General features: G+C 55.7%; 23 protein-coding genes. 7 read left to right on the forward strand and 16 right to left on the reverse strand.

The genetic code is table 11. The features are described 5' to 3' along the window. Positions 1–58 precede the first annotated feature (58 nt). Positions 59–4,456 carry a DNA-directed RNA polymerase subunit beta' gene (rpoC, locus tag ACN0WX_RS01445; protein WP_417620493.1) on the forward strand — a complete coding sequence of 1,466 codons (4,398 nt, stop codon included), beginning with the start codon at positions 59–61 and terminating at the stop codon, positions 4,454–4,456. A gap of 73 nt (positions 4,457–4,529) precedes the next feature. Here rpoC and ACN0WX_RS01450 read toward each other — a convergent pair whose 3' ends face one another. Further along, positions 4,530–5,114, reverse strand: coding sequence for an FMN-dependent NADH-azoreductase (locus tag ACN0WX_RS01450; RefSeq protein ID WP_417620494.1), 585 nt, complete (start codon positions 5,112–5,114; stop codon positions 4,530–4,532). A gap of 78 nt (positions 5,115–5,192) precedes the next feature. Next, entirely contained in the window at positions 5,193–5,909 is a 717-nt protein-coding gene (locus tag ACN0WX_RS01455) for a pirin family protein (RefSeq protein ID WP_417620495.1), read from the reverse strand. A gap of 126 nt (positions 5,910–6,035) precedes the next feature. On the opposite strand from ACN0WX_RS01455, the gene ACN0WX_RS01460 reads away from it, so the two are divergent. The 3 genes from ACN0WX_RS01460 (at position 6,036) to ACN0WX_RS01470 (ending at position 8,869) form a co-directional block, all read left to right on the forward strand. Then, positions 6,036–6,926, forward strand: coding sequence for a LysR substrate-binding domain-containing protein (locus tag ACN0WX_RS01460; RefSeq protein WP_417620496.1), 891 nt, complete (start codon positions 6,036–6,038; stop codon positions 6,924–6,926). Positions 6,927–7,162: 236 nt separating this feature from the next. Beyond that, positions 7,163–7,843 carry a LysE family translocator gene (locus ACN0WX_RS01465; protein WP_417620497.1) on the forward strand — a complete coding sequence of 227 codons (681 nt, stop codon included), beginning with the start codon at positions 7,163–7,165 and terminating at the stop codon, positions 7,841–7,843. 9 nt (positions 7,844–7,852) lie between these two features. Continuing rightward, a complete protein-coding gene (locus ACN0WX_RS01470) occupies positions 7,853–8,869 on the forward strand; it encodes a M48 family metalloprotease (RefSeq protein ID WP_417620498.1) in 1,017 nt (338 codons plus the stop codon). Here the strand turns inward: ACN0WX_RS01470 and ACN0WX_RS01475 are convergent, their stop codons facing one another. The 6 genes from ACN0WX_RS01475 to ACN0WX_RS01500 all read right to left on the reverse strand — a co-directional run bounded on the left by ACN0WX_RS01475 (position 8,870) and on the right by ACN0WX_RS01500 (position 15,982). Further along, on the reverse strand, positions 8,870–9,142 hold the full coding sequence (locus ACN0WX_RS01475) for a DUF6726 family protein (RefSeq protein WP_417620499.1): 273 nt from the start codon (positions 9,140–9,142) through the stop codon (positions 8,870–8,872). It lies immediately after the preceding gene. Positions 9,143–9,204: 62 nt separating this feature from the next. Further along, positions 9,205–10,074 (reverse strand): UTP--glucose-1-phosphate uridylyltransferase, encoded by an 870-nt coding sequence (locus ACN0WX_RS01480; RefSeq protein WP_417620500.1) that lies wholly within the window; start codon positions 10,072–10,074, stop codon positions 9,205–9,207. A gap of 9 nt (positions 10,075–10,083) precedes the next feature. After that, positions 10,084–10,617, reverse strand: a complete 534-nt coding sequence (gene msrA / locus ACN0WX_RS01485) for a peptide-methionine (S)-S-oxide reductase MsrA (RefSeq protein ID WP_417620501.1) — start codon at positions 10,615–10,617, stop codon at positions 10,084–10,086. An 11-nt stretch (positions 10,618–10,628) separates the two neighbouring features. Further along, positions 10,629–13,706 (reverse strand): efflux RND transporter permease subunit, encoded by a 3,078-nt coding sequence (locus ACN0WX_RS01490; RefSeq protein ID WP_417620502.1) that lies wholly within the window; start codon positions 13,704–13,706, stop codon positions 10,629–10,631. Positions 13,707–13,742: 36 nt separating this feature from the next. After that, a complete protein-coding gene (locus ACN0WX_RS01495; protein ID WP_417620503.1) occupies positions 13,743–14,795 on the reverse strand; it encodes an efflux RND transporter periplasmic adaptor subunit in 1,053 nt (350 codons plus the stop codon). A gap of 227 nt (positions 14,796–15,022) precedes the next feature. After that, on the reverse strand, positions 15,023–15,982 hold the full coding sequence (locus tag ACN0WX_RS01500) for an L-threonylcarbamoyladenylate synthase (protein ID WP_417620504.1): 960 nt from the start codon (positions 15,980–15,982) through the stop codon (positions 15,023–15,025). Between the two features lie 52 nt (positions 15,983–16,034). On the opposite strand from ACN0WX_RS01500, the gene ACN0WX_RS01505 reads away from it, so the two are divergent. Together ACN0WX_RS01505 and ACN0WX_RS01510 are read left to right on the forward strand one after the other, a co-directional pair. Next, on the forward strand, positions 16,035–17,786 hold the full coding sequence (locus tag ACN0WX_RS01505; protein WP_417620505.1) for an acyl-CoA dehydrogenase: 1,752 nt from the start codon (positions 16,035–16,037) through the stop codon (positions 17,784–17,786). A gap of 2 nt (positions 17,787–17,788) precedes the next feature. After that, positions 17,789–18,634, forward strand: coding sequence for an ATP-binding protein (locus ACN0WX_RS01510; RefSeq protein WP_417620506.1), 846 nt, complete (start codon positions 17,789–17,791; stop codon positions 18,632–18,634). 1 nt (position 18,635) lies between these two features. Here the strand turns inward: ACN0WX_RS01510 and ACN0WX_RS01515 are convergent, their stop codons facing one another. Together ACN0WX_RS01515 and ACN0WX_RS01520 are read right to left on the reverse strand one after the other, a co-directional pair. Continuing rightward, positions 18,636–19,994, reverse strand: a complete 1,359-nt coding sequence (locus ACN0WX_RS01515; RefSeq protein WP_417620507.1) for a PQQ-dependent sugar dehydrogenase — start codon at positions 19,992–19,994, stop codon at positions 18,636–18,638. A gap of 51 nt (positions 19,995–20,045) precedes the next feature. After that, positions 20,046–20,249, reverse strand: coding sequence for a hypothetical protein (locus tag ACN0WX_RS01520; RefSeq protein ID WP_417620508.1), 204 nt, complete (start codon positions 20,247–20,249; stop codon positions 20,046–20,048). Between the two features lie 163 nt (positions 20,250–20,412). Between ACN0WX_RS01520 and ACN0WX_RS01525 the strand changes: the two genes are divergently transcribed. Beyond that, complete coding sequence (locus tag ACN0WX_RS01525; RefSeq protein WP_417620509.1) at positions 20,413–20,622, forward strand: hypothetical protein; 210 nt, start codon at positions 20,413–20,415, stop codon at positions 20,620–20,622. Position 20,623: 1 nt separating this feature from the next. Here the strand turns inward: ACN0WX_RS01525 and ACN0WX_RS01530 are convergent, their stop codons facing one another. The 6 genes from ACN0WX_RS01530 to ACN0WX_RS01555 form a co-directional block, all read right to left on the reverse strand. Further along, on the reverse strand, positions 20,624–21,331 hold the full coding sequence (locus tag ACN0WX_RS01530) for a GIN domain-containing protein (protein ID WP_417620510.1): 708 nt from the start codon (positions 21,329–21,331) through the stop codon (positions 20,624–20,626). After that, entirely contained in the window at positions 21,328–21,951 is a 624-nt protein-coding gene (locus ACN0WX_RS01535; protein WP_417620511.1) for a class I SAM-dependent methyltransferase, read from the reverse strand. Before ACN0WX_RS01535 ends, ACN0WX_RS01530 begins: the two co-directional genes overlap by 4 nt. Positions 21,952–22,014: 63 nt before the next feature. Beyond that, on the reverse strand, positions 22,015–22,764 hold the full coding sequence (locus ACN0WX_RS01540) for a head GIN domain-containing protein (RefSeq protein ID WP_417620512.1): 750 nt from the start codon (positions 22,762–22,764) through the stop codon (positions 22,015–22,017). Positions 22,765–22,914: 150 nt separating this feature from the next. Then, on the reverse strand, positions 22,915–23,445 hold the full coding sequence (locus ACN0WX_RS01545) for a CarD family transcriptional regulator (RefSeq protein WP_417620513.1): 531 nt from the start codon (positions 23,443–23,445) through the stop codon (positions 22,915–22,917). 287 nt (positions 23,446–23,732) lie between these two features. Then, entirely contained in the window at positions 23,733–24,071 is a 339-nt protein-coding gene (fdxA, locus tag ACN0WX_RS01550) for a ferredoxin FdxA (protein WP_417621184.1), read from the reverse strand. Between the two features lie 103 nt (positions 24,072–24,174). Next, positions 24,175–24,477, reverse strand: coding sequence for an RNA-binding S4 domain-containing protein (locus ACN0WX_RS01555; RefSeq protein ID WP_417620514.1), 303 nt, complete (start codon positions 24,475–24,477; stop codon positions 24,175–24,177). Positions 24,478–24,484 lie beyond the last annotated feature (7 nt).

Raw genomic sequence — 24,484 nt, forward strand, 5'->3', positions numbered from 1 at the left:
TAGCAGCACTCCACCCAGCATTTCAAATTTGGGGCGAAAGCCCAAGAGGAATTAAGACATGAACCAAGTAACAAATTTTGCAAATCCGATCGCAAAGCCGGAAACATTTGACCAGATCCAGATCGGCCTCGCCTCGCCAGAGCGTATCCGCAGCTGGTCCTTTGGTGAAATTAAGAAGCCGGAAACGATCAATTACCGGACGTTCAAGCCGGAACGCGACGGCTTGTTCTGTGCGCGCATCTTTGGTCCGGTAAAGGATTACGAATGCCTGTGCGGCAAGTATAAGCGGATGAAATATAAAGGCATCGTCTGCGAAAAATGCGGTGTCGAAGTCACGGTAACCAAGGTTCGCCGCGAGCGCATGGGTCACATCGACCTGGCTGCTCCGGTCGCGCATATCTGGTTCCTGAAATCGCTGCCATCGCGCATCGGCCTGCTGCTCGACATGCAGCTCAAACAGCTTGAGCGTGTGCTTTATTTTGAAAGCTATGTGGTTATCGAACCCGGCTTGACGGCGCTGGAAAAATTCCAGTTGCTGACCGAAGACGAAATGCTCGAAGCCCAGGACGAATATGGCGAAGATGCATTCTCTGCCGGTATCGGCGCGGAAGCCGTCAAGATCATGCTGCAGGACCTCGATCTCGAGCGTGAAAAAGAAGATTTGATGGAAGAATTGCGGACGACCAAGTCGACGCTGAAACCCAAGAAGATCATCAAGCGCCTGAAAGTGGTCGAAAGCTTCATCGAATCCGGCAACAAGCCCGAGTGGATGATCCTCGAAATCATTCCGGTCATTCCACCCGAGTTGCGCCCGCTGGTACCACTCGACGGCGGCCGCTTCGCGACCTCCGATCTCAACGATCTCTATCGCCGCGTGATCAACCGGAACAACCGTCTGAAACGCCTGATGGAATTGCGCGCACCGGACATCATCGTCCGGAACGAGAAGCGCATGTTGCAGGAATCGGTCGATGCGCTGTTTGACAACGGTCGTCGTGGCCGGACCATCACCGGTGCCAACAAGCGTCCACTGAAATCGCTCTCCGACATGCTCAAGGGCAAGCAGGGCCGCTTCCGCCAGAACCTGCTCGGCAAGCGCGTCGACTATTCCGGTCGTTCGGTGATCGTGACCGGTCCCGAACTCAAGCTGCACCAGTGCGGTCTGCCAAAGAAAATGGCGCTCGAGCTGTTCAAGCCATTCATTTACGCGCGTCTTGATGCCAAGGGCCTTTCGATGACCCTCAAGCAGGCCAAGAAATGGGTCGAAAAAGAGCGCAAGGAAGTCTGGGACATTCTGGAAGAAGTGATCCGCGAGCATCCTGTGATGCTGAACCGGGCACCAACGCTTCACCGTTTGGGCATCCAGGCATTTGAGCCGGTATTGATCGAAGGCAAGGCGATCCAGCTTCATCCGCTGGTCTGCTCCGCCTTCAACGCCGACTTTGACGGTGACCAGATGGCGGTCCACGTTCCGCTGAGCCTCGAGGCCCAGCTGGAAGCACGCGTGCTGATGATGTCGACCAACAACATCCTGTCGCCAGCCAATGGCAAGCCGATCATCGTTCCGTCACAGGATATGGTGCTTGGCATCTATTATCTGACGATGGACCGCAAAGGCGAGCCGGGCGAAGGCATGATGCTGGCCGACATGGCCGAAGTGCATCAGGCGCTGGAAATCGGCGCGGTGACCCTGCACTCCAAAATCACCACCCGGGTGCCGCAAACCGATGAGGAGGGCAATCCCATTCTCAAGCGTTTCGAAACCACACCGGGTCGCTTGCTGATCGCGGAATGTCTGCCGAAATCGCACAAAGTGCCTTTCGACATCGTCAACCGCCTGCTGACCAAGAAAGAAGTCGGCGACGTGATTGACCAGGTTTATCGCCACACCGGTCAGAAAGACACGGTCCTGTTCGCCGACGCGATCATGGGTCTTGGCTTCCGTCACGCCTGCCGTGCCGGTATTTCCTTCGGCAAGGATGACATGATCATTCCGGACTCCAAGGATGCGACGGTGGAAGAAACCCGCACCCTGGTGGCTGACTATGAACAGCAATATCAGGATGGTCTGATCACCCAGCAGGAAAAATATAACAAAGTAATCGACGCCTGGTCCCGCTGTGGTGACACGGTTGCGAACGCGATGATGGACGAGCTGGCCGCGACGCCAGAGGACGAACATGGCCGCGAACGCGAGATTAACGCGATCTACATGATGAGCCACTCCGGCGCCCGTGGTAGCCCAGCCCAGATGAAGCAGCTGGGCGGCATGCGCGGCCTGATGGCGAAACCTTCCGGCGAGATTATTGAAACACCGATTATCTCGAACTTTAAGGAAGGCCTGACGGTTCTGGAATATTTCAACTCCACTCACGGGGCGCGTAAGGGTCTTGCGGATACGGCGTTGAAAACGGCAAACTCTGGTTATCTGACTCGCCGTCTGGTCGACGTTTCGCAGGATTGCACGATTGTCGAAGAAGATTGCGGCACCGAAAATGCGCTGGAGATGAAAGCCATCGTTCAGGGCGGTTCGGTTATCGCATCGCTGGGCGAACGTATCCTCGGCCGCACCATGGCTGAAGATATTATCGACAGCAAAGACGACAGCGTTGTGATCAAAGCCGGCACGTTGCTGGACGAAGCAGCCATCGTCGTGATCGAGGAGCTCGGCATCCAGTCCGCGCGCATTCGTTCGCCGCTGGTCTGCGAATCCAAGATGGGCGTCTGCGGCACTTGCTACGGTCGTGATCTTGCTCGCGGTACACCGGTGAACATCGGTGAAGCGGTTGGCGTTATCGCAGCCCAGTCGATCGGTGAGCCAGGCACGCAGCTGACGATGCGGACCTTCCACATCGGCGGCGCAGCGCAGCTCAACGAGCAGTCCAATCTGGAATCGGTGGCAGAAGGTGTGGTCGAATATCGCGACATGCCGGTCATCGAAGACAAGAACGGACGCTTCCTCTCGCTGGCGCGTAGCGGCATCATCGCCGTGATCGACAGTGAAGGTCGCGAACGCTCTGCCGACAAGGTCCCTTATGGTACCAGCGTGCTGGTCAAGGATGGCGCGAAGGTAAATCTGGGCGATCGTCTGGCCGAATGGGATCCGTTCACCATGCCGATGATCACCGAGAAACCGGGCGTCATCAAGTTCCAGGACGTCATCGAAGGCAAGACGATGACCGAACAGACCGATGAAGCCACCGGTATCGCACAGCGTGTGATCACGGAATATCGGGCTTCCGGCCGCGGTGCCAATAAAGAGGACCTGCGTCCCCGCCTCACCCTGCTGGATGAGAATAGCGGTGAAACCGGTCGTTACATGCTCGCCAATGGCGCAACCCTGTCCGTCGAAGACGGTGCCAAGGTGGCTGCTGGTGACGTGCTCGCCCGTGTTTCGCGCGAAGCTGCAAAAACCCGTGACATCACGGGTGGTCTGCCGCGGGTTGCGGAACTGTTCGAAGCGCGTATTCCCAAGGACAATTCGATCATCGCCAAGATCGACGGACGGATTGAATTCGTTCGCGATTATAAAGCGAAACGCAAGATCGCGATTGTTCCGGAAGAAGGCGAGCCAGTCGAATATCTCGTACCAAAAACCAAGGTCATCGACGTTCAGGAAGGCGATCTCGTCAAGAAGGGCGACAATCTCGTATCCGGTTCTCCCGATCCACATGACATTCTGGAAGTTCTCGGGGTGGAGGCGCTGGCCGAATATCTCGTTTCGGAAATCCAGGAAGTCTATCGTCTGCAGGGCGTGAAAATCAACGACAAGCACATCGAGACGATCGTTCGTCAGATGCTGCAAAAGGTTGAGATCACCAATGGCGGTGATACCACGCTGCTGCCGGGCGAGCAGGTCGATCTGGAAGAGATGCTGGAATATAACGCCAAGCTGACCAAGAAGCAGGAACCTGCTGCCGGCAAGCCGGTTCTCCTCGGTATCACCAAGGCGAGCCTGCAGACCCGCAGCTTCATCTCTGCTGCCTCTTTCCAGGAAACCACCCGGGTGCTGACCCAGGCAGCTGTCGAGGGCAAGAAGGATCAGCTGATCGGTCTCAAGGAAAACGTGATCGTTGGTCGCCTGATCCCGGCCGGTACCGGCGCGGGCATGAACCGTGCGCGTATCGCCGCAACCAGCCGCGATGCGGCACTGCGGGCGCAACAGCAGAAAATGCTCGACGCGATGCAGGCTGCTGAAGAGCTGAAAGCGGAAGAAGTGGCGCAAGCTGCTGCTCCGGTTGCAGCAGAGCCAACCGCTGCTGACGTGTTCGGCGAAACACAGGTCGAGGAAGCCTTGATTGCTGCGGATAGCTCCGAGGAACAGCATGCTGCCGAACTGGCGCAAGGTGATGAAGCTGCCACGGGTGATTCCCACATGGCCAAAACCATGGGTGAAGGCATCGAGGAAAGCGACACCGAAGCAGCACAGCCGGATGAAGGCGACGACGAAAAATAAACGTCAACGCGTTCAATAGCATAAAAAAAGCCCCGCCGGAGACTATCCGGCGGGGCTTTTTTCTTGCACCCGTCTAGATGATATTGGCGACATCCAGCAAAGCTTCTTCCAAAGCCGCCTCACCCTTCATGATCTGCTGATCTGCTGCAATAATCGTTACATCGTCAATGCCGATGAAACCCAATATATGGCGAAGATAACCGGATGCGAAATCAATCTCGCTGCCAATCTCGGTACCGCCCGATGCCATTAGCAGATAGGCCTTTTTGCCCTTTACCAGCCCTTCCGGACCATCGGCGGTATAGTGGAAAGTCTTGCGCGCCCGAGCGACCATATCAATCCACGCTTTCAACGCAGCAGGAATACCGAAATTGTAGATAGGCGTGCTAATGACCAGAATATCGGCGGCAAAAAGCTCGTCCACCAGCGCATCAGACTGCGCCAAGATCGCCTTTTGCTCATCGCTGCGCGCCGCTTCATCGGCAAAATTGGCGTTCACCCAATCCTCGGTCACATGCGGAATAGAATCGGTCAAATCGCGAATGACGATTTGGTCAGCGCCGAGCCTGCCGATCAATGCATCCGAAAGCGCTCGCGATGAAGATATTGCCTGACGGGCGCTGGCGTCGATACGCAGCACATTTTTCGAATTGCTCATGATAAAATTTCCTTTCTTGTGAGGTTGTTGAAGGGGTGCCGACGTTGAGGGAAAAATGGCACCCCTTCCGTCGGGGGACTAGTGTCGAGTTTCGAAAGCTTCGACGAAGACCAGTTCAGCCTCTTCCAGAGCTTCGATCTTCAGGGTCGCAACATCGCGAACAGACAATGCATCACGAGCCGCGATTTTTTCGCCATTGACGCGGAGCCGGCCCGATGAGGCCACCAGATAGATATCAGCACCCGCTTTAATATCATGGTCTATTGCCGTTCCGGCCGACAGCGTCCCTCCGTAAAGGCGCGCATCAGCCCGGATCATCAGGGCTCCGTCAGCAATATCCTGTTCAAATCCGCTGGCAAGGATTTCCAGCTGACCGGAGCGATCGCCTTTGGGGAAGGCTCTCGCATCCCAGCGGGGAGCACCGCCCGCGGCGCGCGGCTCGATCCAGATCTGGAACAGGCGCGTCTGTTCGTCCTCCAGATTATATTCGCTGTGCATCACGCCGGTGCCGGCGCTCATCACCTGAACATCACCGGCCTCGGTACGGCCTTCATTGCCCATATTGTCGCGGTGGGTAATCGCCCCTTCGCGAACATAGGTGATGATTTCCATATCCTTGTGCCCGTGCATCGGAAACCCGGTTTTCGGTTTGATCTCGTCATCATTCCACACCCGGATCGGGCCAAAACCCATGCGGGCCGGGTCCCAATAATTGCCAAAGGAAAAATGATGGCGGGCCTGCAGCCATTCATGATCAACATGGGCCAGATCGCCAAACTCTCTCTTCTCAATCATCGTCTTGCTCCTGTTCGAACGAACCTTGTTTCCGCTCTGCTTGAGAGAGAGATAGGGCGATGCTACTGTTTCTAAAATAGACAAAATTGAATTTGATTGTTTCCAATGTTTATCTAATATGTTGCCATGGCATTACCCGATTATGAAGCATGGGCGATATTTGCAGCGGTTGCGCGGCTGGGCAGCTTCACCGCCGCCGCACAGGAACTCGCGCTCTCCAAGCCGACCATTTCGAAAGCGATCTCCCGGCTGGAACAGTCGCTCGGCACCGTCCTGTTCCACCGCACATCGCGCAAGATTTCCCTGTCCACCGCTGGCAAGTCGCTGCTCCATCATGCCCAGCAAATTGCCCGGGACGGCGAGGCCGCAATGGAGGCAGCGCGCGATACTACCCATCTATTGCAGGGACAGGTGCGTCTGGCCGCGCCGCTCAGCTACGGCCTCTCTCACCTCGCACCCGTGATCGCCGATTTCATGTGCGCCTATCCGGAGATCACCGTCGATCTCCAGCTCAACGATGCACGGATCGATCTGGTCGAGGAAGGCTTTGATTGCGCCATCCGCATCGGCGCGCTTCCCGACAGCAGTCTGCGGGCGATAAAACTGCGCCAAATGAACGGCTATTTCATTGCCGCACCGAGCTACGTCAAACGCATGGGTAAGCCCAAGACACCGGCCGACCTGAGTCATCACGATTGTTTTATCTATTCGAACACCTCCAGCCCCGAGGTCTGGCAAATTACCGACGCAAAAGACCGCACGACCAGTATACGCCCCAAATGCCGGTTCAAAAGCAACAATGGCGACGTCATGCTGCCGGCGCTCATCGCCGGACGGGGGATCGGATATCTGCCCGACTTTCTCTGTCAAAAAGCTTTGGATGAAGGCCAGCTCATCAATATTCTTCCAGAATGCCGCATAGGTGATATGGCCCTCAATATCATCATGCCCCCTTCCCGCTTGCGACCGGCCCGCGTGAATGCGCTGGTCAATCATCTGAAAGACTATTTGGATTAGCCAGCGGTAGGCGGAGCAGGAAATCCATCATTTCGCTGTCCTACATCGCCGGGACTTTGTAGCTTTCCCTTATGACCCATGATTTAATGATCTGTCCCAGTGCCAACAGACTTCTCCCCGATAGAATTTCGGATGCGCGAAAGGGCGTGTTTTTGTCAAAAATCAAAGGCGAAGAATTTTTTGCTCTTACACTGTAACGTTTGTAAAGTTCGTCAGGAAAACAGGTCCGAATATTAATGCCGATTGAAACCATATTGCTATTCGCCGCTGCCGATTTGATGCTCTGTTTGACTCCGGGACCAGCCACCATGGTAACCGTCAGCCACGCCCTTCCGCCCGGAAACGCTGGTGGGATGCGCGGCGCACTGGGGCCGATAGTCGGGATCAATATTGGCAATTTCATTTGGTACGCGCTGACCGCATTTGGTTTGATTGCGCTGATACAGGCGTTCCCGACCACCTATGTAACGCTCCGCTGGGCCGGCGTCGCTTATCTTGCCTGGATGGGGTTTCAGATGCTTGGGGGAAGTCACCGTCGCCTGACAAACCAGGCCGCGAACAAGGCCGATTTCAAACGTGGCTTTTTAAATGGCCTTTCCGTGCATATGTCGAACCCAAAAGCGCTGCTCTTCTACACGGCGTTCATCCCGCCGTTCATTGATCCCAATGGCAATTTAATACTGCAATTTGCAATCCTTGCCGGCATTACGGTGATCACCGAAACCACCGGCTTGACCTTATACGCGGCTCTGGCCTCCAAGGCGCGCACCTTGGGAAATGCCGGTCTGGCGCAACCGGTGTTTCAAAGGATCGCAGCGGTAGTGCTAATTTGTGCAGCGTTAATATTGGCTTGGTGGAACCTCACCGACAGCGCAATACAGAGCGCGTTCAACCTGACGAAAGGAGCGATCGGCTAGATTCGCGCCATGATCCGTATCTTTTTTCCTCTCTTGGCTTTGCTCGTTGCTGGGCCGCTGTGCGCACAAAACGCGCCCGATGCCGACTATGATCCCGATACAATATTGGCGCTAAAAGGTCTGCAGCGGCTTGACCAGCGGATGAACGCGATCGGTTACCGACTGGTCGATGCCAATGCGTCCTATTGCGACCAAAAAACCGCCAGGACCGGTCTGCTACTAAATGATGTTGCCCAATATGCCGACCAGGGCACCGCCCGTTTTGCGCTCGGTTTCGACGGTCCGATAGGGATTACTGCGGTGGCTCCTGACAGTCCGGCCGCAGCGGCAAAATTATCGCCGGGCAATAGCCTGCTGGCGATCAACAATATGGCAATTGATGATATTGTGATCGATGATTCGCAATCATCCAGCGAACAACCGGCCTACCGGAGGGTCGACACGATCAACCGGATGTTGCGACAGATGCTCGCCGAGGGCGATGTGGAACTGACCATATCGGAAGGCGGTATCAGCCGAACTGTTCCGATCAAGCCGGTCCAGACATGTCCAGGGCAATTCCAGATCCGGGTCAGTGCCGACAGGAGTGCAACCGCCGATGGCAAGATGGTCAGTGTCTCGTCGCGCCTCGCCGAATATTTCCTGGCCGATGATGAATTTGCTGCGGTTGTCGCGCATGAACTGGCGCATAATCTGCTGAAACACCGCGACAGGCTCGATGCGCAGCAGGTCAATCGCGGCTTTTTCGGGCAGTTGGGCAAGAGCGCCGGACGGATCAGGGACACCGAGATCGAGGCGGACCGGCTATCGGTCTGGCTGATGGCCAATGCTGGCTATGATCCGCAGGCTGCGATCCGCTTCTGGACCCGTTATGGCAAGGAGCATGGCAAAGGCATATTCTCGGCATCGACCCATTATCGCTGGAAAAAGCGCGTCCAATTGTTCGAAGAGGAAATCGCAAAAATGGCGGCAATGGAACCTGTCGATGGCAAATATGCGCCGCCTTTGCTGACCGAAGCAGACTGACTAATCGTCCCGGTTGTAAGCATCTTTACAATTGCGGCGCTCTCGCTTGTTTTGCGCTTCGTCCAGGCAGAGGTCCCGCTGCTTTTTCCGCTCGGCGAGCACTTTACGGCCCAGATCTTCTTCCTTCTCGGATTGACTCTGGGTGGTGGCATCAACCGCCGTTTCGACCACTGTCCCGGCGGCCTTGAACGGCGCCGTGACGATCTTGCTCGCGACGCAGCCGGACAATAGCAAGGGGATGAGGGCCACCGAAGATATGGATAATACGCGCATGATATGCTCCTCAGATGCTTTGTGCAGCGAATATGATGAAGTCCGGATGAATGGTGGAAGGTTCATGATTGCGCCAGCAGCTTCTCGGCCATCGCCCGGATGTCACTGCCGATTTCGGGATGGGCCAACGCCATCGCCAGATTGGCTTCGACATAGCCTTGCTTGGACCCGCAATCATAGCGCTTGCCGTCAAAGGTCATGCCATGAAACGGCTGTTTGCCGATCATCTGGGCCATTGCATCGGTCAGCTGAATCTCCCCACCGGCGCCCGCTTCCTGTGTTTCCAGAATACGCATCACTTCGGGTTGCAGAATATAGCGGCCCGGCAAGATCAGGTTCGACGGCGCGGTTCCCGCCGCAGGTTTCTCTACCAGCCCCTTCACCTCAGTGATCGGTCCGTCGCGATATCCGGGATCGATCACGCCATAAGAGGGCGTATCCTCGATCGGTATCTCCAGTGCACAGACAATATTCCCGCCGAGCTTGTCATAGGCGCTCACCATCTGCTTCATGCAGCCCGGCGATCCGACCATGAATTCGTCGGGCAGAAAAATTGCGAAGGGTTCGTCGCCAATGATGTCGCGCGCGCACCAAATGGCGTGTCCGAGACCCAGAGGCTCCTGTTGCCGCACAAAAACGCAGTCACCCGGCCTGAGCCGCGTGCCGTCCAGAACCGATGTGTCTTTTGACCGGTCGGCCATGTTGCGCTCCAGCTCAAAAGCCATGTCAAAATGATCCTCGATCATCCCCTTGCCGCGGCCATTGACGAAGATCATCTGCTCAATCCCGGCTTCCAGTGCTTCGTCTACCGCATATTGGAGCAGCGGACGATCGACGACAGGGAATAATTCCTTGGGCATCACCTTGGTCGCCGGGAGGAAACGCGTTCCCATGCCCGCAACCGGGAAAACAGCTTTTTTGATCGGTTTCATTGGTTTTCGCTAACCCTTCAGATTATCCGCAAAACTCGTCCGCAGTTTTTGCAATTTGGGTGGAATGGTTGCCACACAATAGGGATTACTCCGCCCTTCGTCAGCCCAATATTGCTGATGATAATCTTCCGCAACATACCAGGTCGCAGGTCCTTCGATGGTGGTTACTATCGGCTCTGCCCGCCCTTCGGCTGCCCGCGCTATGCCGGCTTCCGCTTGGACTCTCTGTTCTTCATCCAGCGGGAAAATCGCCGAACGATACTGGGTGCCAATGTCATTGCCCTGGCGATTAAGCTGGGTCGGGTCGTGGGTTGCGAAAAAAATGTCGAGCAGGACAGCATAGCTCACAATTGCATCGTCAAATATAATCTTGATCGCTTCCGCGTGGCCTGTCGTACCCGAACAAACCTCCCGATAGCTAGGGTCCGGTTTCTCACCGCCTATATAACCGCTTTCGACGGAACTGACCCCGGCAATATCATTGAATACCGCTTCGGTGCACCAGAAACAGCCACCAGCAAAAATCGCTTCCTGTTTTGCCATAAACACTCCTTTTACACGGCAGCAGCATGACCCTCGGTGCTTGTCTCGCCGCGCTCTTCGTCGCGCATGGCGACGAGAAGATACATGGCGGGTGTTACCACACGAGACAAGAGAGTCGAACTGATCAATCCGCCAATGATGATGGCCGCCAGCGGCCCGTACATCGCCCCGCCCCACAATGCCAGGGGAGTCAGTCCGCCAATCGCCGTGATTGAGGTTAAAAGCACCGGCAGAAAGCGCACTTCGCCGGCCTTTTCAATCGCCTCACGCAAACCCATGCCCCGGGCGCGCAGCTGGGTGGTAAAATCGACCAGCAATATGGAATTTTTGATTTCAATTCCGATCAGCGCAATGAAACCGATAATGGCCATGACACTGAGCGAATTGCCGGTGATGAAAAGGGCAAGAATGCCACCGAACGTTCCCAGAGGTATCACGCCCGCAACCACGATTGTTTCTCGAAACCGCCGAAACTCGGCGACCAGAATCGCCAGAATCAGCATGATCGCGGTTACGATCAACGGACCGAAATCGCCAAAAGTTTCACCAATGGCTTCGGATTCCCCGCCGACTGACCATTCATATCCCTCAGGAAAGTCGATCCGTTCCAGCTTTTCCACAGCCCGGTCGTTGACCTTCGAGGATATTTCTCCGAAGTCGATCTGAGCCGTAACCAGCACTGTCCGCTGCAATTGATAACGCTGGATTTGCGGCGGCACATTGGTCATTTTGGGGTTTGAAATCTGCGAAAGCGGTACCGGATCACCCGTACGACTGGCGACATAGACCTTGTTCAGCACCGAAATCGGAAGGCTGCCTTCGAACGGGAAACGGACGACCACCGGATAATTGTCTCCCTCCTGATCACGGAAAGACGCAGCCCGTTCTCCGCTGATCGCCAGCCGGATGGCGCGGCGCGGCTCTCCCGACGGAATATTTAGCAAGGCCGCTTTTTTTTCATCAAGGCCAATGTCGAGATCAATCTTGTCGATCTTCACCGGATTCACAATATCGCGCGCTCCCGGCGTTTCCCGTAACACGTCGGCCACCGTACCGGACAATTGTTTGAGCATGTCCAGATCGGGTCCCGTCACCCGGAAAACAATCGGGGCCTCGACCGGCGCTCCGTTCTGGAAAAGCTCGATTTTTATGCGCGCTCCTGCAATCTCGTCGAGTTGCTTGCGCAACCGGTCAATCATCTCGGGGCCCTCCCGGGTATCCCATTGATCCAGCACCGCCAACACTTCGCCATAGTTTATACGCTCAGCCCTGGGGCCGACATTGTAAAAAACCTGTGGATTGCCATTCCCGATATTTTCTGCCCGCACCTTGATACTGGGCTCGGTCTCCAGGATCTTGGTGACTTCCGCCACGATCCGGTCGGTGCGATCCAGACTGCTTCCCTGTTCCGATTCCACCGAAACTCGAAAATAGGGAGCATCCGCGAAGGGGAAAAGCGAGAAACCCAATGCCGGTACAAGCGCAAACGCCGACATACACAGTACCATTGCCAGCGCAACTGTCTTGACTGGTGCCGCGAGGGCAAGATGCAAAAAAGGCCGGTAGAATCGCTGAATTTTATCATTGACCCAGCGCAACGCTGGATTGCCTTCCGGATTTTCATCCCGCCGCAGGATAATACTGGCGAGAAACGGAATCAGCGACAGCGAAATCACCAGCGACGCAATCACGGTCGCAATAATGGCGATGAAAAAAGACCGTGTATAGGCTCCGGCACCGCCGGGAAGAAACAACAAGGGCACAAAGGCCAGAACCAAAACGAAAGTGGAGCCGATAACGGCTGCGCGGATTTCCAGACTGGCATCAATGGCAGCCTGGGTACGCGTCTTGCCCATCCGCAAATGCCGCGCGATATTTTCCGTCACCACAATGCTGTCGTCTACCAGCAGGCCGAGTGAAACGATAAACCCCGCAATGGAAAGCTGACTGAGGTTGAATCCCATCGCATAAAGAGCCAGCAGGCCGGACGCGAGCGACAGCGGAATGGAGATCATGACGATAGCAGAGGATCGCAATCCCAGCGGCAAAAGGGTGAAAACAACCAAGGCGATCGCAATCATGAAATCGCGGGTCAACTCGTTCAATCGCCGTTTAACATCTCTGCTCTGATCGAACTGCATCACCAGCTTCATATCCGGCGGAAGCGTGGCTTGCTGGCGCTCCAATTCGCTATCTAGCTGTTTTTTCAGCCGAGTGACATCGACACCGTCTTTCTGAGTTACGGTCAAGAACACCGCTCGTTGGCCATTGTGGCGTGTCCGGTAAATCTGTTCCTCAGACCCCCACCGGACATCCGCAACGTCACCGACGGTCAACAAAGACCCGTTCGCCGCCCGCAATGGCAACTCACGAATTTTTTGCAAATCTCTAAACGCACCGCCGGCTTCGACGTTCAGTCTTCGCTCTCCACTCTGCACCGCGCCACCGGGCAGGTCCGCTCCCCCCCGACGCACAGCATCGGCAATCGCACTGGCCGGAACGCGCAATTCAGACAAGCGACCGGGGTTCACTTCAACGCTGACTTCAGGTTTCGGCAAGCCGAACATCCGCGATTCCCGAACGCCGGGATTGCGGGTGAAGATGTCTACCATATCATCCGCATATTTTTCCATCCGTCGCCACGAAGCGGTTGGACTAACCAGAGCCACCTGCATGACGGCAGCTTCGGTGGTACGAATTTTGCGATATTCGAGCTTTTGCAATTGGTCCGGCAGCTGATCGCGGATCGCCGACACTTCGCGTACCACATCATCAAAATAGCCATCGACGTCGCCCGACCATTTACTGAATTCTACATGGACAACCGTACCGCCATCCGTGCTTGTCGATTGCACTTTGACGACATCATCAAGACTCTGAAGCACGTCTTCGATCGGTTTTGCGACAGTCTCTTCCATGTCCTGTGCATCAGCCCCGGGTTGGACCGCGATGATATTGACCGCCGGAATGGGAAAGTGGGCGTCAACAGCCTTGGGAATATTGTTCAGCGCAGTGACGCCCAGCACCACCAGCAGGATGAAAAGGACCAGACTGAGTTGCCAGCGGGAAATGACGAACCGGGCAAGCATCTCAGGAATTATGATCCTTTTCGTTTAAGCCGAAGATCACTGCGCCGTCCTGATCGGTTTTATCACGTCGCCATCCCGCAGCTTCTCGACCCCGCGCGTGACGATGACATCTCCTTCTTCCAGCCCGTCCAGGATTTCGAGACTCTCGTCATTCAATTTGCCAAGATACACGTTACGCTGCTTCACACGGTTCTTTACATCCACAACAAACACAAGACCTTCTCCCGTGCGGACACCGAATATCGCATTGGCCGGTATCGTAAAACCAGATGCAGTCCGACGGGACACTTCTATTTCGACCATACCCAATTGACCGGAACGCAGCCGGTCATCGACAGGGAGCAGAAAGCTCACTTCAAACGTACCGGTCCGCTCATCCGCCCGTCCGTCTTTCTCGCTGACCACCGCCTGAATCGGCAAGTCAGAAACCGCGGAAACCAGCACTCTGGCGGGCATCCCAACGTGCACTCGGGACGCGTCGGCATCGGTCATCGGCACACGCAGTACAAATCCCTTGTCAGTTTCTCCCAGCACCAAAGCGGTTGTGCCGGGCGCTACGACCTGCCCCGCGTCGATATTGCGTGTCAGGACTATGCCGTTACTCGGCGCATGGATTTGCGAAGTACGACTAGCGAAGCCAGTTGCCTTCACTCGGGCCCGAGCCGCTCGCGCTGCCGCGTCCGATTGTTCCAGCCTGGCTTTGGTCACCCAGCCGTCCTTGAACAATTCCCGGATACGGCCATATTCGGCTTCCGCACGATCACGTTCTGCGCGTGCTGCATTTAAATCTGCTTCAACCGTACTGCTATCTAGAGCGGCGAGCATCGCACCGCGTTTCACTCTGTCTCCCTCCTCATAGGAAACCGACGCGACTTGACCGCCAGTTGTGAAACCCAAGGCCGTTTCCCTCCGCAAGCGAACGGTACCCGCAGCACTGATAATTTCATTCTCGCTGGCGGGCTGGACGGTCGTTACGGCCGCCGGAATCAGGTCGGTAGATTTGGTGTTTTCATCTGGTTTGCCCGCGCTGCATCCAGCCAAAACAACCAACCCACCCAAAATCGATATTATCGTTCTGCCTACCGCCATATCGCGAACATCCACCCCTGATGTTTTCTTTAGGTCGCGATCGAGGCAGTACCAATAGAAAATTGAAAAATGGGACCAAAATGGGCCGGATTATCAAACCGTACCCCTCGAATGTGTTATTAATGAGTCAGTATCAGTTTTCCGTACCGACGACCTCTTGGCCGCAGCCATCCAAGATTCTATAATCAGCCCCTGCCAGAGTGACGGCGATGATATAATGCTGCATGCTATTTAGGGGCCGCGGCACGGCGTAGACGGTCATTCAACGCCATCCCGATGTCGGCATCGGGAATGGGAGCCACGGCAATTCTTGGTTTTCTACTCGCGTCGGCGTCGTGGAGCGCGGCAAACAACAAGCTGGCGGCTTCTGCGAGGTCCGAACGCGCAGAGAGGTTTTGGTCTCCTGCTACGGGTCCGAAGCCGATATGATATTCATCAGCCTCTACGGATTGCGCACCAAGACGCAGCGGTTTGGATGGGGCGTAATGCGAGGCAAGTTGGCCAGGTGCTTCAATTTTCCCGGCTTCCGCAATCATCGGCGCTTTGCCGGAGATTTTCTCAAGTTGCTCTTGTGTTACCGGTCCGGGCCGCAATATCCGGTACCCTCCGTCATTCACGGCAATAATCGTCGATTCGATTCCGCTTTCGCATGGTCCGCCATCCAGAATCAGCAAATTTTCATCCACCAGGCTACGCGCCACATGATCGGCCGTTGTCGGGCTGATTCCGCCGCTCCGATTGGCCGACGGCGCGGCCAGATATAGGTCGGATTCTGCCAGCAATGCGCGCATCACCGGATGCGCTGGACACCGCAAGGCGATTGTATCAAGGCCAGCAGTAACGGCAGCGACGACCGGACATTCCCTGGCCTTGGGGACGACAAGGGTCAATGGGCCCGGCCAGAAACCTGTAGCGAAACGGGTGGCAAGTTCGTCAAATTGACCAAGCTTTCCGGCAGCTTCCATATCCGGAACATGGACGATCAGAGGATTGAAATCCGGGCGGCGCTTGGTCCGGTAAATCTGTGCCACCGCAGCGGCATTGGTCGAATCGGCGGCCAGACCATAGACGGTTTCGGTAGGCACCGCGACCAGCCCACCCTGTCGCAATCGTTCGACAGCTTCACCGATTGTCGCCATGCCGTAACGGCCCGCGTCCGCGCCAATATGATCATTTGAGCCCGACATGACCCTGCGCTATAGCGCTCCGGAAATTGAGGCAACAACGGATAGCAAATTCATGAGTTTTTTAGCCCCCGGTCGCGAACAGAATTTTGTGCTCAAACATATCGCGGATATCGGTGCGCTGGTAGAACATGGACGTTTTGCTGGCGCGAGCGAGGATATGGTCGAGGCGATTGTCGAAGGTATCGGCCAATTCGCCGAGGGCGAATTTGCACCGCTCAACCGGATCGGCGACACCGTGGGCGCGCAATGGCATGACGGCCGGGTGACCATGCCCGAGGGTTATAAGCAGGCTTATACTCAATTTGTTGAAGGCGGATGGGCTTCGATCGACGGTCCGGAAGATTTTGGTGGGCAGGGCCTGCCCTATTCCCTGTCGGCACTGATCCTCGAGACGTGCGGTGCCGCAAATTTCGCCTTCACCCTGTGTCCGATGCTTAGTTTTGGCGCAGTTGAAGCGATTCACGCCCATGGGTCCGCCGAACAGAAGGCACAATATCTGCCCAAATTGATTTCTGGCGCGTGGACCGGCACGATGAATCTGACAGAACCCCAGGCGGGGTCAGATGTCGGCGCACTGCGCACGACGGCAGAACCCATCACCGATGGCGAACATGCTGGGAAATACCGGATAAAAGGACAGAAAATCTTCATCACGTTCGGCGAACATGAACTGACTGACAATATCGTCCATCTGGTACTCGCCCGAACACCGGGTGCGCCGGAAGGGACAAGGGGCATATCGCTTTTCATCGTGCCCAAATATCATCTCGATGCGGACGGCAATCCGGATGCGCCCAATGACGTGACCTGTGTATCCATTGAACATAAAATCGGCATCCACGCCTCGCCGACCTGCGTCATGTCCTATGGCGAACAGGATGCCTGCATCGGCGAGATGATTGGCGGTGAATTTGGCGGCATGAAAGCGATGTTCACAATGATGAACAATGCCCGCATCAACGTCGGTTCGCAAGGCGTCCAGATTGCAGAGCGGGCGACGCAGCAGGCCGTCCATTTCGCAGCGGAAAGAATCCAGTCGGCTCGTGCAGGCAGTGGCAACAAGGCATCGGTGGCAATCATCGAGCATCCGGATGTCCGGCGAATGCTGTTGCGCTCCAAGGCGCTAACACAGGCGGCGCGGGCCTTGCTTTACTACGCGACATCAAGCGTCGACCGCGCCACTTTGGGTATCGAAGGGGCCAAGTCCCGCGCCGAAATCCTGACGCCGCTAATCAAAGCCTATGGCACAGACATTGGCAATGAAGTCGCATCGCTTGGCGTTCAGGTGCACGGCGGCATGGGCTTCATCGAGGAAACCGGCGCTGGCCAGTATTTCCGTGATGCCCGAATAGCGCCAATTTACGAGGGAACAAACGGCATTCAGGCCGCCGATCTGGTGGGCCGGAAGCTGGGTCTGGATGGTGGCGAGGCAATGGAAGTGCTGATTTCCGAAATCCGGGCAGAAGCCGACGAGGAAGAGAGCCTCTCGGCACTGGCAGATGCCTGCGCAGATATCCGGCAGTGGATGGCGAGCGGTGATGCATCCATCGACGACCGACTGGCTGGCAGCTATGCATTCATGACCATGCTGGCGACTGCGACCTGCGGGATGCTGATGAAAAAACAACACCGGATCGCGGAAGCGCAACTGAACGGTGGAGAAGATCCATTTCTCAAGGCCAAGCTGGTGACGACCCGCTATTATCTCGACTATATCGTACCTGAAGCGATGGGGCTCAAGGCAGCCGCGCTCGGCGGAGCGGATATTCTATACAGTCTCAGCAGCGAGGAGCTGGTTGCCTGATCATGTCGGACGAAGGCGAAAAGGAAGAAGGCAACAAGGCCGTGTTGATGCGCATAGCCGATGCGCTTGATCGGTTAGCCCCTCCGCCTGCCAGACAGATTTCTTTGACATCGGGAGATGCCTTTCTTTGGGACGCCGCCAATCTCAAGTCTATTGCGCCCTTCCGGCCGATCGACATCGATTTGCTCACTGGCATTGATCAACAAAAGGCGCGCTTGCTCGACAACACGAGGCGCCACGCCAAGGGCCATGCCGCACATGATGTCCTGCTCTGGGGGTCACGCGGCATGGGAAAATCGGCCCTCGCAAAATCCGTAGTCCGGACGGCGCAGGGGTATCAGGGAAGTATAGCTTTGGTCGAAACGGCGTCCGACCAGCTTGAAAATTTGTCGGCATTGTTTGAAATTCTGGCGTCTGCCCCGCGTCGGTTCATTCTCTTCATTGATGATATTGGATTTTCCGAAGGCAGTTCCCAGCCGCGCCTTCTGCGTTCCATGCTGGAAGGCGGGGCCAGCCAGCGGCCTGACAATGTCCGCCTCTATGTCACCTCCAACCGGCGTCATATCGTACCACGCCAGATGAGCGAACAAGACGATCCGATCAACCCGCGTGACGCGGTCGATGATCAGTTGGCGCTGTCCGATCGCTTCGGCTTGCGGCTCGGCTTTCATGCTGCATCGCAGGACGATTATCTGGCAATCATCGCCCGCTATGCCGAAGCCCATGACCTGGACTTCGAGCCCGACGATGCCCTGCTATGGGCCAAACAGGCGGGTAGCCGTTCCGGCCGGATGGCGTGGCAATATATTGTCGAACTGGCCGGGCGGGCCGGAAAGTCGCTCGTATAGACTATTTCTCTGCCGCGGCGACAGGCGACGCGGTGGCTTTGCGTGACACCCGCCAGATGATCCCGCCGACATCGTCGCTGACGAGTAACGCACCGCTCTGGTCAAAAGTGACCATGGCCGGGCGACCGCGAGCCATGTTTTCTTCATCGACAAAGCCGCTCAGGATCGTGACCGGTTTGCCTTCCGGTTCGCCGCGCTGGCTGAAGTTGACATAGACCACATCATAGCCGGACAGCGGCTGGCGATTCCAGGAACCGTGCCGCGCAACAATCGCACCGGTCGCAAATGGCTTGCCAAGTGCCTGGCCATGCGAAAAGGCAAGACCAAGCGGCGCCACATGCGCGCCCAGCGCGTAATCCGGTCGCCGCTCATATTGGCGGTGGTCGAGATTTTTGGGTTCGACCCGCGGATCCACATGCCCGCCCCAGAAATGCCACGGCCAGCCATAATGCGCGCCCCAGCGCACCTCGGTGAGATAATCAGGCACCATGTCGCTACCGAGCATGTCACGCTCGTTGACCACGGTGTAGAATTTGTCGGTACCGGGCAGATAGGCCATGCCCACCGGATTGCGCATACCGGCAGCAAAGATACTCTTCTTGTTGGTGGCGAGTTCTACCTGTAATATGGCGGCGCGCTGTGTTTCTGTATCCATCCCGTTTTCGCCAATATTGCTGTTCGAACCGACGGAGATGTAGAGATATTTCCCGTCCTTGCTGGCGAGCAGGTCGCGGGTCCAGTGATTATTCGGCTGTTTGGCATTCAGATTGGCAACCTTGCGGCCTTCAGCGGTGATCTTGGTCTCGCCTTCCGAATAGGGGTAGGCATAAACCGCATCAGTATTGGCAACATAGAGCGTGTCTTCGATCAGCGTCATGCCGAACGGCGAGTTAAGATTTTCCAGAAAGGTGAACTTCTCGTCCACTTCACCGTCCTTGTCATTGTCGCGCAGCAGAGTGATCCTGTTGGCTGAATCGGTTCCTGCCCCGGCCTTGCTCATCAGATTGCGCATGACCCAGCCCTCAATACCCTTGTTAGTCCGCGGCGGGCTGTTAGTTTCAGCGACCAGCAAATCGCCATTGGGCAGACGGAACATGGTGCGAGGATGGTCCAGTCCATCGGCGAAGCGCTCAACCACGAAACCCTCGGCAGCGACCGGTCCTTCACCTTCGCTCCAAGGCTTGGCCTTGGCAATATTAATGGTCGGGAAATTTTCCGAACGGACGTTGGTCAGCTCCGGCTCCACACCAGTGGTTGCCTCCAGCGGCAAACGGGCGGTGTCGCCACGGGTAAAATAATAACCTGCGCCCACCCCAAGGATGATGAGCAGAATCGCGATATTTCTTATATGTTTCAGCATGGACCGATAATAGGTGGCGTCAAAGGTCCTGACAAGCGCGCTCTTGAACGCTCAGCGGCCGTTCCACCAGACCACCAGAGCCGCCAGAGCCCCGATTGCCAGTCCGGCCAGCAGGCCGGCCGAAGGCTGCCCCATATAGCCTCCGGTGAACACCCCGACAATGGCACCAATTGCGATGAATACACCGCCGCCGGCGCTATTTTTTGGCGGGTCATTGGAAGAATTGGAAACATGTTCCGGGATTTCAGGGTTCATGGCTGCAGCCTTAGCCGACGATTGACTATATGACCAGAACTTCCCATCCAACATATAGTTAACATGTTGGTAACCTTAGCTTTTGAAGATATTTCCACCGGTCGATTGTAAGACTTGCGGTTCAGCCTGGAAGTGCAACCACTTCCCGACAAAGGAGCCTTTGGTGCAACTACCCATATTTATCGACTCCACCCATTATAGTGACGCCGAACTGCTAATTTCCAACTATGGCGATGAAGCCGGTCTGGAAGCAGCCAATCGCGCGGATAAAAGCCGGTCACTTGGCAACCACATTCATTATTGCAAATGGCGACAAGTGGAACGGCTTTGCATTTTACTGTCAATCGACCAGTCGATCGGCACCATACACTGACTTAGCGGTCAGGATCGCAAATTATGTCCGCCGCACCATCGGTGCGAACGGTGCAGTTGGGTTTGCCGCCAATATCAATCCGGCCGGTACCATTATTGGTGATGATCGCCTCGCGTGTTGCGGTGATCCGGCTGCTTGCTGGTCCGCGCTGAATCAGCGTCAGCTTTTCAATCGTCAAGTCCGGGCTTTCAAAAATGCTGGCCCCTTGCAGTTCGATGCGGGCCTCGCGTGCCTTGCCAGCCATCACCACCTGGCCGCCGCCGGTCATTGCTACATCCAGCCGGTCGGCATCAACCGCGTCGATGCGCAGGATACCGAAGCCGCCCAGCCGCACACGCGGCGTCCGCCCGGATAATTGATCGAGCGTCACCCGACCCGAGCCCAGATGCGAAATATTGCTGATCGCATAGCTGCTGAGATATAGGGTGACCGGCGCATCCCTGTCATAATCATCGCCATTCAGCGATTTGGGACGGACGGACACGACCAACTGCTTGCCATTTTTCTGCAGGGAAACGCGGTCCAGAAGTTCGCGGCTATCCCCTTCCGCTCGCGCTGACGCACTTTTGCCAGACGTCAGCACCACATCGACGCCATTGCCGATTCGAATATCTTCAAATCCGAAGATGGAGAATTTGCGTTCGGCAGCCTGAGCCGTGGAAGACAGCAACAGTGAGAGGATCAACAGCGAGGCAGAAAGTAACCTCATATCGGTCGGGCCTCGCCAAATTCCATCCAGCCGAGCCAGCGCGGCGTCTTCGGCGCGTAATGGCCGTTATTTTCTGCAAGCGTGTAACCATTGGCTTCAATGAGCTTGGACACGGGTCGATGCAGATGGCAGCCGCCGGCGATATGTTTCCAGACCGGTTCGATCCGCCGTTGCCATTTTTCGGGTCCTTTGTCGGGCGCCCGGCCATGTTCGAGAAACAGAATCTTGCCGCCAGGCTTCAGGACCCTGCGCATTTCCGACAGGACCTGATTGCCATCCTGCACCGAACAGAGCGTAAAAGTGGTCAGCACAGTATCGAAACTGTCATCGTCAAACGGCATCGCTTCCCCGATGCCGTCGCATATCTCCATCTCCAGGCCGCGTTCACGCGCTTCGCGACGAGTATAGTCGAGCAGTTCTGCAGACGGGTCGAGACCGGTCAGTTTCGAGACCCGGTCCCGGTCGTAAAATTGTAGATTAATTCCGCCACCGCAGCCAAGTTCAAGCACATCACCTTCGGCTTTGGGCACGATCTGGCTGCGATCTTTCATCACCGCAGGTTGCGAACAAGCAACGCGGATCAGCTTCGGAACCGCATATTTTTCCCATAAATTTGACATCGCCGGCGAATCTGCCACAGCAGGGGCAGATCGCCAAGCAATTTCAACATATTGGCTGTGCGATCAACCGCAGGTAATGTCGCCGGATCCCGTCGCCCGTGACGTGCATTTGGCATCGCCGTGAATCCGAATATCACCCGACCCCATGACTTTGGCGTTGACGGTTCCATCCGACGAAAGCTCAACATCGCCGCTCCCGGCAACCGATATGTCAGCGCTCTCGGCTTTCAGATCCTTACCGCTGATATCACCCGAACCGGCAATCGATATGTCGATCGATTCCGCGGCCCCCGCCAGCGATAGATTTCCCGATCCGGCAATTTTTGAACTGAGCGATGCGGTATCAATTTTTGCGACCCGGATATTGCCCGATCCGGCAATGCTCAATCTGGTCGAATCTGTGGTCATCGCATCGACCTCAATGTCGCCCGAACCTGCCAGTTTTGCGCTTCTCAGGGATGGTGCACTGACATATATCGTTGCCCTGCCGCTGTCACCCCAGGACAGACCCTTGCTATCCCGGCCAATTTTAATTTGGTCGCCAGATATTTTATAGCGCAGCTGCTCGACAACATCGGCATCACCTTCGGCCCGGATCGAATAGTCACTGGCAGTGGTAAATACGACATTGTCAGGACCGGCGAGCGTGACGCCTTCAAACGCGCCGGGATTGCTATCGCTGGTTCCAATGGAACTGCCACCGGAAAAGCTGCTGCCACTGGAGCTGCTTGCAGCCTCGCCGACGGCATCGACTATTGATCCTTCACAAGCCGTGAGTGCCAGCAACGGCACGACAAACAGTATTTTTTTCATCCGATCCTCCTCTACTGTATTAATGAACTAATACAGTTGTTGCTGTTGGAGATCAACATAAAAATGCAGATCTTGCGGCATGAAAAAAGGGGCTGCCACATTATTGTGACAACCCCTTAACTGTTTCGACGAAGGATCGAAGCTTATCGATCAATCATCCTTGGTCTCATAATATTGCGGCGCGGCGATATTGAGGATTTCAAGAATCTTCGTCAGAGCCGTGGGCTCATCGGTTTCTTCCATCGCCGCCAGTTCGCGGGCAAGACGGCTGGAGGCCGCTTCAAAAATCTGCCGTTCGGAATAGCTTTGTTCCGGCTGGTCGTCGGCCCGGAAAAGATCGCGAGTCACTTCCGCAATCGATACCAGGTCGCCCGAATTGATCTTCGCTTCATATTCCTGCGCCCGGCGCGACCACATCGACCGTTTGACCTTGGGCTTCGCTTTCAGCGTTTCCATGGCTTCCTTGAGCGTCTTGTCGGAAGACAATTTGCGCATCCCTACGCCTTCTGCCTTGTTGGTCGGGACCCGCAGGGTCATCCGTTCTTTTTCAAAGCGCAATACATATAGTTCGAGTTGCATGCCGGCAATTTCTTCATTTTGCAGTTCGACAACCCGGCCAACGCCATGTTTCGGATAAACAACATAATCGCCCACATCAAAGGACAGCACATTCGCAGCCATAAAAAGCCTTTCTTGATTCGATGGAAAAGAACGCTGGTCACGTTCCGCTTTCGTAATTACGAAATAACCCTTTCGTACATATATTTAACGACCAAACACCACCTACTCCCTCGTGTGTTCGGTCGATTACATGCATCTTTTAACAGATTCGTAACAAAAAAGCAATTTATCGTTGCAATGCACAACTGATCGCAGCCAAACCGCCATTTTCAGGCATTTGGCTCTCAGAATCTTATCGCCACAGTGCAGCAATTATGGCCGGTACAGAGATGTGGCCGGATTCGAAGCTAGTCGCCCTCGCCGGGTTTCTCGGAGAAGAAGGCTTCGAACTTGCCTTCCATGCCCTTGAATTCTTCGGCGTCCGCAGGTGGGTCTCGGCTGACCGTAATATTCGGCCATTCTTCGGAAAACTTGGTATTTATCTCAAGCCATTTTTCCAACCCGTCTTCGGTGTCGGGAAGAATGGCCTCGGCCGGGCATTCAGGTTCACACACACCGCAGTCAATGCATTCGCTGGGGTTGATAACCAGCATATTTTCACCCTCGTAGAAGCAATCGACAGGGCAGACCTCGACGCAGTCCATATATTTGCATTTGATGCAGTCTTCGGTAACAACATAAGTCATCTGGTCGTGAACTCCCCAATACCAGTCCGCCATTTCAGGGCGGCAATTCGACCCTAGCTATTGTGCAATTTCTGACACGTCAACAGTTGGTTTAGACGCTATTTCAATTGCCAGTCTGCAATATTTCATAACAGGATTGGGCCAGCGCAGCGCTACCACGGCGTTCCGGGAGCGACAATATGCGCACCACATGCACATCCCGGCCTTGGGGTATGGTCAATATGTCGCCTTGCCGTACCTTGACATGACCCCGCTCAATGCGCCGACCGTTCATCCGGACATGGCCTTTTTCGGCGAGCTTGCGGGCCATCACGCGATTATGGGCAAAATGCAGGAACCAAAGCAATTTGTCGATCCGCAGCACCAGTTGTGCTGCCAGGGCCTGTTCCGATTTTTTGCCGCTCAATCCCGCA

Source organism: Parasphingorhabdus sp. (assembly GCF_048269915.1).
Lineage (GTDB): Bacteria > Pseudomonadota > Alphaproteobacteria > Sphingomonadales > Sphingomonadaceae > Parasphingorhabdus.